The 7,231-nt window shown below is 46.8% G+C and carries 10 protein-coding genes and 2 pseudogenes; all 12 read left to right on the top strand.

All coding sequences use genetic code 11. The features are described 5' to 3' along the window. Nucleotides 1–121: pseudogene (locus tag WG89_RS32390) on the top strand (IS5/IS1182 family transposase); the annotation flags it as partial. 162 nt (nt 122–283) lie between these two features. Next, the gene (locus WG89_RS26215) at nt 284–847 is read left to right on the top strand and encodes a GNAT family N-acetyltransferase (RefSeq protein ID WP_062270618.1); all 564 of its coding nucleotides are present in this window, start codon (nt 284–286) and stop codon (nt 845–847) included. Nucleotides 848–881: 34 nt separating this feature from the next. Continuing rightward, nucleotides 882–1,388 (top strand): GNAT family N-acetyltransferase, encoded by a 507-nt coding sequence (locus WG89_RS26210; RefSeq protein ID WP_062270617.1) that lies wholly within the window; start codon nt 882–884, stop codon nt 1,386–1,388. Then, the gene (locus WG89_RS26205) at nt 1,354–1,860 is read left to right on the top strand and encodes a GNAT family N-acetyltransferase (RefSeq protein WP_079254067.1); all 507 of its coding nucleotides are present in this window, start codon (nt 1,354–1,356) and stop codon (nt 1,858–1,860) included. The genes WG89_RS26210 and WG89_RS26205 overlap by 35 nt, the downstream gene beginning before the upstream one ends. 92 nt (nt 1,861–1,952) lie before the next feature. Then, complete coding sequence (locus tag WG89_RS26200) at nt 1,953–2,453, top strand: hypothetical protein (RefSeq protein WP_062270616.1); 501 nt, start codon at nt 1,953–1,955, stop codon at nt 2,451–2,453. Nucleotides 2,454–2,877: 424 nt separating this feature from the next. Next, on the top strand, nt 2,878–3,654 hold the full coding sequence (gene deoC, locus WG89_RS26195; RefSeq protein WP_062270615.1) for a deoxyribose-phosphate aldolase: 777 nt from the start codon (nt 2,878–2,880) through the stop codon (nt 3,652–3,654). Nucleotide 3,655: 1 nt separating this feature from the next. Continuing rightward, nucleotides 3,656–4,975, top strand: a complete 1,320-nt coding sequence (gene deoA / locus WG89_RS26190) for a thymidine phosphorylase (protein ID WP_062270614.1) — start codon at nt 3,656–3,658, stop codon at nt 4,973–4,975. A 90-nt stretch (nt 4,976–5,065) separates the two neighbouring features. After that, nucleotides 5,066–5,815, top strand: coding sequence for an HAD-IIA family hydrolase (locus WG89_RS26185; protein WP_062270613.1), 750 nt, complete (start codon nt 5,066–5,068; stop codon nt 5,813–5,815). Between the two features lie 32 nt (nt 5,816–5,847). Then, nucleotides 5,848–6,423, top strand: coding sequence for a nucleotidyltransferase family protein (locus WG89_RS26180; RefSeq protein ID WP_062270612.1), 576 nt, complete (start codon nt 5,848–5,850; stop codon nt 6,421–6,423). Between the two features lie 51 nt (nt 6,424–6,474). Continuing rightward, nucleotides 6,475–6,573, top strand: a pseudogene (locus tag WG89_RS33060) (hypothetical protein); the annotation flags it as partial. A gap of 17 nt (nt 6,574–6,590) precedes the next feature. After that, on the top strand, nt 6,591–7,019 hold the full coding sequence (locus WG89_RS26175) for a nitrilase-related carbon-nitrogen hydrolase (RefSeq protein ID WP_062270611.1): 429 nt from the start codon (nt 6,591–6,593) through the stop codon (nt 7,017–7,019). Nucleotides 7,020–7,070: 51 nt separating this feature from the next. Continuing rightward, nucleotides 7,071–7,231: transposase (locus tag WG89_RS33055; RefSeq protein ID WP_172806691.1), on the top strand; the 161-nt coding region annotated here is incomplete at its 3' end.

Raw genomic sequence — 7,231 nt, 5'->3', positions numbered from 1 at the left:
TCAATTTGGATTTATAAAAGCCAGGTATCGAGGTTTGAAGAAGAATGACAATAAACTGTCTACTTTATTTGCCCTGGCGAATATTGTTCGACTGGATCAAATGATCCGGGCACAGGGTTAGTCCGCCCTGAAGTCACGAAAGTGGCTAAATATCATACAAATAAGGGGTTGAGACCTCTGATTTCAGTCCTACTTCGAACTCGATTCAAGAAGGGAAGTAAATTAGAGGTTATTCGCAGGTTCCCTAGAGCGTTCCAACTTACCCACCTAAAAAGAACAACGGATGAACTTTAAAAAGATTACTCTAAAAACCCATCGCCTCACTATTCGTCCGCTATCAACAGAAGACTATCACGCTTTTTATAGGGTTTACTCGGACCCTGAAGCTATGAAGTACTGGAGCAGCCCTCCACACAAAGACGAAGATCAGACGAAAAGTCATATCAATAATGCGATAAAAAACTGTGATGAAGGCTCCTCTCTTCAGCTGGCAATTACACTGAAATCGAACGATGAACTCATTGGTACTCTCAGCCTTTTCAACATTCATGAAGAGTCCCGAAGAGCCGAGATAGGCTACATCCTCGCAAGCTCCTTCTGGGGACAAGGAATTATGAGTGAAGCCCTCTCCTCATTTATCAAGTTCTGCTTTGAGACACTACAGTTCAACCGACTGGAAGCAGATATCGACCCTGATAATCAAGCGTCTTCCAAGCTACTGAAAAAACACGGATTCAATGTTGAGGGCCTGCTTAAAGAACGCTGGATAGTAAATGGGAAAGTCACTGATAGTGAGATTTATGGGTTGCTCAAATCAAATTACTGTCTAAAAACACAATCTAAGTAAACCTGAAAAGGTCTTACCAGAGGAAACATTAAAAATGGTGCCAAGGAAAGCATCAATACTGGAATCCATCTCTTTCTCCCCAGCTACCGAAAAAGACTACCACTGGGCCTTTGAATTAAAAGTGGCAGCTGAAAAGCAATACATAGAGCGAATTTTTGGCTGGGATCTTGAACTGCAAAAAGTATTGCACCAGGAAAAATGGTCTGAAGGGATACCCACAAAAATACTGTGGGACGACAATCCAGTAGGAACCTATCTGCTTCAGGAGGGTGAGACAGATTACTCTTTTGGCCGCTTCTTTGTTTTGCCCGAACTCCAAAACAAAGGTATTGGCAGTTTTGTGCTTACCTCCATCACCCAAAAACTGGATGAACAGAGCAAAGACTGTAGACTTTGCCATCTTCAGGGCAATCCAGCCGGGAATCTGTACAAAAGATTTGGCTTTCAGTGTCAGAAGGAAGACAGTGAGTTTATCTACTTAAAACGTTCGCCAAAGAAGATCGAAAATGAACAATATGAAGTTCAATATCAGATTGATTAATGAGCATGACTGGCAAACCTACAAGGAAATCCGCCTGCGCTCTCTAAAAGAATCTCCAGACGCTTTCTGTAACACCTATGAAAGTGCCTTCAGAGAATCTGATCAGCAGTGGCAGGATCGTTGTAAACCCAAACCAGATCAGAAAGCTCTGCCATTGCTGGCAGAAATTGATGGTCAGGTGCATGGTGTGGCCTGGGGAGTTATCCACAGCCTTGAGGATACGACCGCTAATGTTTATCAAATGTGGGTTTCTCCCGATGCCCGAGGGTTGGGCATGGGCAGATCCTTGCTTGAAGCCATTGTAGACTGGTCAAGATCCCAGGGCATGGCTACTGTCACTCTGGGTGTGAATACCACCAACAAGGCGGCCATAAAACTCTATGAGTCCCTGGGGTTTGAAATCACTGGAGAGCCAGAACCCATGAGGGAAGGATCAGAGGATAGAGTACAGACCATGACTCTCTCATTCTAAGCCTCAGGGATCACGAACACTCCAATAGAATACTCAGATAATTCTGAGTACAACGTTTACAAGACTCATTTTGGTAGGTCACTCTTAAAAATATGTTCAGAAAATTTTTCAAAAAGAAAGCGTACAAACTCTATCTGGGCAATATTCACGTGGTTGAGCGTAAAGACCTGAAACGTTTTTTCGACCAGCCGCCACCTCTGTTTTTCGAATCCAATGAATCGCTTTTGTATCGAAAATTAGCAGAACTGTTCGAGCTGCCTTCAGCACAACATCTGAATCAGTTCAGCAGCAATGAGCTGGCCATTGATATCATTATCCCCAGTTATCAAGGAGGCTCATTGCTTTTCGGCTCTATAGGCGTTCCAGTAGCCTTTTTATGGCGCCCGAAGGTTGAAGTCTTGAGTCGAATATACAGACTTGAAGACCGAAAGATGCTCAGTGAAGTCAAAATCATCTCAAAGCAGCCGTGGATCCAGTTTTTCAAAGGACTGCTGACTTTCAATTTTTTCCAAACCAATGATTTAGAGCCACTGCTTTTGCAATGCTGTTCAAAGGCCATAGCAAGACACAGTAAAAACCTTCGCGTAAATTAAGCTTTTTGTCTGAATCAATAAATCAAATAGCAAAGGGAACTTTCAATAAAAAAAGATTGAGTTACCTTCCATTAAAAATAACTGAAACATTTTATAAAGCATTGATATACAAGAACATGCAAATTTATTAAACGCCCATCCAAAAAACCTTTCTGTTGTTCTAAAAAAACATTGATTAACATATTAAATCCCATTTAAACAGATCTCGACTCCGGGGCATTTTAATTACCACCGGCAGGCGTCTTTTTTGTGCCTTTTGAGTGTGTCAGTGGGATTGAATGAGGATGCAGTACACCCGGCAGACTCAGGAGTTAAATCAGTAAAATGGAATTGAGCTCTATGATCCATTACCCGTGGAGCTTGAGCCCTGATTGCCTTCCTGCCGTGACTGATGTCCTCTGAAATTACAGAAAGGACAGACACCATGACCGACCTTATTTCTTCCAGCCGTCAGGCATTGCAACTGATGGACCTGACCTCCCTGAACGATAACGACACGCCTGAGGTGATTATCGATCTGTGTAAAAAAGCACAGACAGAGGCAGGTCATACCGCAGCAGTCTGCATTTATCCAAGATTTTTTCCTGTTGCAAAGAAAACTCTGCGTGAACTGGGTCTGGAAGACGTTACCGTGGCTACCGTCACGAACTTCCCGGCAGGTGATGAGGATGCCGATATTGCTGTCACCGAAACACGTGCAGCCGTTGCCTATGGCGCCGACGAAGTAGACGTCGTTTTCCCATACCGTGCCCTGATCGCGGGTAACGAAGAGATTGGTCGTGAAATTGTCAGCCGCTGCAAAGAAGCCTGCGGCGAAAACGTCATGCTCAAGGTCATCATTGAAACCGGTGAACTGAAAGATCCTGCCCTGATTCGCCGCGCCAGTGAAATCAGCATTGAAGCCGGTGCCGACTTTATTAAAACCTCTACCGGTAAAGTGGCGGTTAATGCTACTCCGGAATCAGCCCGAATCATGCTGGAAGTAATTCGCGACAGTGGCCGTAAAGATGTTGGCTTTAAGCCAGCCGGTGGCATCCGTACTGCAGAAGATGCACAACAACACCTCGCCATCGCTGCCGAAGTGATGGGTGAAGCCTGGATTGACCGTGACCACTACCGTTTTGGTGCCAGCAGCCTGCTGGGTAATCTCCTGGTAGCACTGGATCTTCAGGAAGCCACTGAAGACAAGGGAGGTTATTGATATGTTTCTCCCTCAGGAAGTCATCCGCAGTAAACGAGAAGGCGAAGTTCTACATTCTGACGCCATTCGTGAATTTATTCTGGGCGTTACCGACAATACCGTTTCCGAAGGCCAGGTGGCTGCTTTTGCCATGGCCACCTATTTCCAGGGCATGAGTATTGAAGAGCGTGTGGCCCTGACTTGCGCCATGAGAGATTCCGGAGACGTTCTGGACTGGTCTGGCGAAAGCCTGAACGGCCCTATTCTGGATAAACACTCCACCGGCGGTGTAGGCGACGTGGTTAGCCTGATGCTCGGCCCAATGATTGCCGCCTGTGGCGGTTATGTGCCCATGATTTCCGGCCGTGGCCTGGGTCATACTGGCGGTACCCTGGACAAACTGGACAGCATTCCCGGATACACAACACAAGCTTCAGAAGCCCTGTTCCGAACAGTAGTGAAAGAGGCGGGTGTTGCCATTGTGGGTCAGACCGGTGAGTTAGCACCTGCTGACAAAAGAATTTATGGTATCCGTGATGTCACCGCTACGGTTGAATCCATTGATATGATCACAGCCTCCATTCTGGCCAAAAAACTGGCCGAAGGTTTGGACGCCCTGGTTATGGACATCAAAGTGGGCAGTGGAGCCTTCATGCCCACCTACGAAAAGTCTGTCGAATTGGCTGAAAGCATTGTTCAGGTTGCGAATGGTGCTGGCGTTAAAACGACGGCCCTGCTGACCGACATGAATCAATGTCTGGCATCCAGCGCAGGTAATGCAGTGGAAGTGAGGGAAGCGGTTCGTTATCTGACCGGTGAATACCGCAATGAACGTCTGCACGAAATCACCCTGGCCCAGGCTTCTGAAGTACTGGTATCCGGTGGTCTGGCTGAAAGTACTGAACAAGCCAGAGAAAAACTGATTCAGGCTTTGGACTCTGGTAAAGCTGCAGAGCTTTTCGGCAAGATGGTTCATGGCCTGGGTGGCCCTGCTGACTTTATGGAAAACTATGACAGTTATCTGCCCAAAGCGTCCATCATCAAGCCTGTGTATATGGAAGGCGAAGGTTTCATTGCCACAATGAACACCCGTGAAGTAGGTCTGTCTGTAGTGCAGATGGGTGGTGGTCGCAAAGTGCCAACGGATAAGATTGATTATGCTGTAGGCATAACAGATATCTGTCGTCTGGGTGACAGGCTGACGGCCGACACTCCGATTGCCATGCTCCACGCCAGCGATGAAGACAGCTGGAATACAGCCGCAACGATGTTACGTAATTCTTTGACGCTTGCGGAAAGCCAGCCAGAAGTCCTTCCCTGCGTTTACAGAAAAATATCCTGATCTTCTCCCTCCCGGAAACCTTTCTGTTTCCGGGAGTTCGCTACGTCTTTATAATACTCCTCTCTCACTCAAACCTGTTCAGGTAGCAGTATGTCTAAAAGCGTGATTTGTGACATTGACGGCGTCATCCTGCATGACAACACCCTTATTCCCGGTGCCGATGAATTCATTCACAGCTTGCTGGACAGGGGCGTCTCCCTGATCATGCTGACCAACTTTCCCTCCCAGACCGAGAAAGACCTGCAGAACCGCTTTGCCTCGGCAGGCATCAATATCCCTGAGAGCTGCTTTTTTACCTCCGCCATGGCCACAGCAGAATTTCTGAAACGCCAGGAAGGTCAAAAAGCCTATGTGATTGGTGAAGGCGCACTGGTACACGAACTCTATAAGGCCGGTTTTACCATTACCGACATCAATCCAGACTTTGTGGTAGTGGGCGAAACCAAAAACTATAACTGGAATATGATTCACACCGGTGCACGGTTTGTTTCCGAAGGGGCCCGCTTTATTGCCACTAACCCGGATACCCATGGGCCCAACATGTCCCCCGCCTGTGGTGCCCTTTGCGCCCCGATTGAACGTATTACCGGCAAGCAGCCGTTTTATGTAGGCAAACCCAGTGCCTGGATTATTCGAGCAGCGCTGAACAGGATGGGCTCTCATTCAGACAATACGGTGATAATAGGCGATAACCTTCGCACCGATATTCTTGCGGGTTTCCAGGCAGGTCTGGAAACAGTTCTGGTGTTGTCCGGTGTCTCCAGCCGGGAAGATATCGATCAGGTGCCTTTCAAACCCAATCATATTTTCGATTGCGTAGCGGATATTGATATCATCTGAAACTACTTCCCTACAGAGTTCAGGCCAGCTGAATGACCCATTCTTATGAAGCCACCATCATTCAGCTGATAAAGCAGGACTCTATGCGGCTACAAGCCCTTCATTGTGTCCAACAGCTGGATTTTCCCCAGTGCTATCTGGCAGCAGGGTTTGTCCGGAATCTTGCGTGGGATCATCTGCATCAATACAAAAATCCAACACCACTGAATGATCTGGATGTCATTTACTTTGATCCTGAAGAAAATGATCCGGAAGCTTTTAGAAAGTATGAGCAACTGCTGAACCAGAAAATGCCAGAAATGAACTGGCAGGTTCGCAACCAGGCTCGAATGCACATTAGAAATGGTGACGAGCCCTATAAAAACTCGCTGGATGCCATGAGCCACTGGCCGGAAAAGGAAACTGCGGTTGCGGTACGAAAAACAGGGCCAGACACCTATGAGTGCCTGTCTTCATTTGGCTTTGAGTCACTTTTCAACCTTGAAGTCACTCTTAACCCTCTAAGGCCCAGAGAACTGTTTGAACAGAGAGTTGCTTCAAAGCAATGGCTGTCACTCTGGCCTCTTCTGATAATCCGCCAAGATAACAATCCATTGTTGTATAAATAAATTATATACTTCCAGCCAACAATAAAATTCTTAAGCGAAGAACCAATAATAATGAGAAGTCCTCTATGCATTGCCGTAGTGCAGATGCCCATGAAATGGACCTGCAAAGAAAATACGCCCACGATTCTTGAATGCCTTGTACTGGCTGCTGAAAACGGTGCTGATATTTGTGCTTTCCCGGAACTGGCCATCACCGGTTATCACCGGTTATCACCGGTTATCACCGCGAGATTAAACGAGAAGCCGATCCTGAGAAGATCAATCCCTCCCTTGAAGAAATTCAGGCGACCTGTCGTGAATACAATATTGCAGCCGCTATAGGTGTCCCCACATTTAAAGGTCCAGAGGCCATCTTCAATAGTTATCTGTTCATTAGTCGAGAGGGGAGCGTCATTAACACCACTGAGAAGAATGGACTGACAGTAGTCGAGAGAACATTTTTTCAGTCTGGTACTACCAGAAACGTTTTCGAGTTTGAGGGGCGCAATCTGGCCACAGTACTGTGTCGGGAAATTGAAGACCTCGATGAAGTGGCTCATCAAATAGGCAATCAGGAATTAGACGTGGCTCTTAATGGATTCTGGGGAGCTGGTTGAGGACGAGTTATTTGACTATGAATAGAAGACGTTTTCTTGTACAAAAGTGTCATGAAACTTTATGACCTCCTCGACAACGCCAAGTGCTTTGAACAGATACGCCAGATTCGCTGGCCTGACGGGGTGAAATGCCCACACTGTGCCAGCTCAGACATAACCCGCCAAGGCAAGGACGATTCACAGCCTGACAGACAGAGATATTCTTGTAAAGA

Source organism: Endozoicomonas arenosclerae (assembly GCF_001562015.1).
Lineage (GTDB): Bacteria > Pseudomonadota > Gammaproteobacteria > Pseudomonadales > Endozoicomonadaceae > Endozoicomonas_A > Endozoicomonas_A arenosclerae.
Note: the sequence above shows the minus strand (reverse complement) of the source record. Positions and strands in the feature narration are given on the sequence as shown.

What these genes read in the sequence shown, in the direction of transcription:
- WG89_RS26185 (WP_062270613.1), top strand. Translation starts at nt 5,066, where the DNA reads ATGTCTAAAAGCGTGATTTGTGACATTGACGGCGTCATCCTGCATGAC.
- WG89_RS26205 (WP_079254067.1), top strand. Translation starts at nt 1,354, where the DNA reads ATGAACAATATGAAGTTCAATATCAGATTGATTAATGAGCATGACTGG.
- WG89_RS26180 (WP_062270612.1), top strand. Translation starts at nt 5,848, where the DNA reads ATGACCCATTCTTATGAAGCCACCATCATTCAGCTGATAAAGCAGGAC.
- WG89_RS26215 (WP_062270618.1), top strand. Translation starts at nt 284, where the DNA reads ATGAACTTTAAAAAGATTACTCTAAAAACCCATCGCCTCACTATTCGT.
- WG89_RS26200 (WP_062270616.1), top strand. Translation starts at nt 1,953, where the DNA reads ATGTTCAGAAAATTTTTCAAAAAGAAAGCGTACAAACTCTATCTGGGC.
- WG89_RS26210 (WP_062270617.1), top strand. Translation starts at nt 882, where the DNA reads ATGGTGCCAAGGAAAGCATCAATACTGGAATCCATCTCTTTCTCCCCA.
- deoC (WP_062270615.1), top strand. Translation starts at nt 2,878, where the DNA reads ATGACCGACCTTATTTCTTCCAGCCGTCAGGCATTGCAACTGATGGAC.
- deoA (WP_062270614.1), top strand. Translation starts at nt 3,656, where the DNA reads ATGTTTCTCCCTCAGGAAGTCATCCGCAGTAAACGAGAAGGCGAAGTT.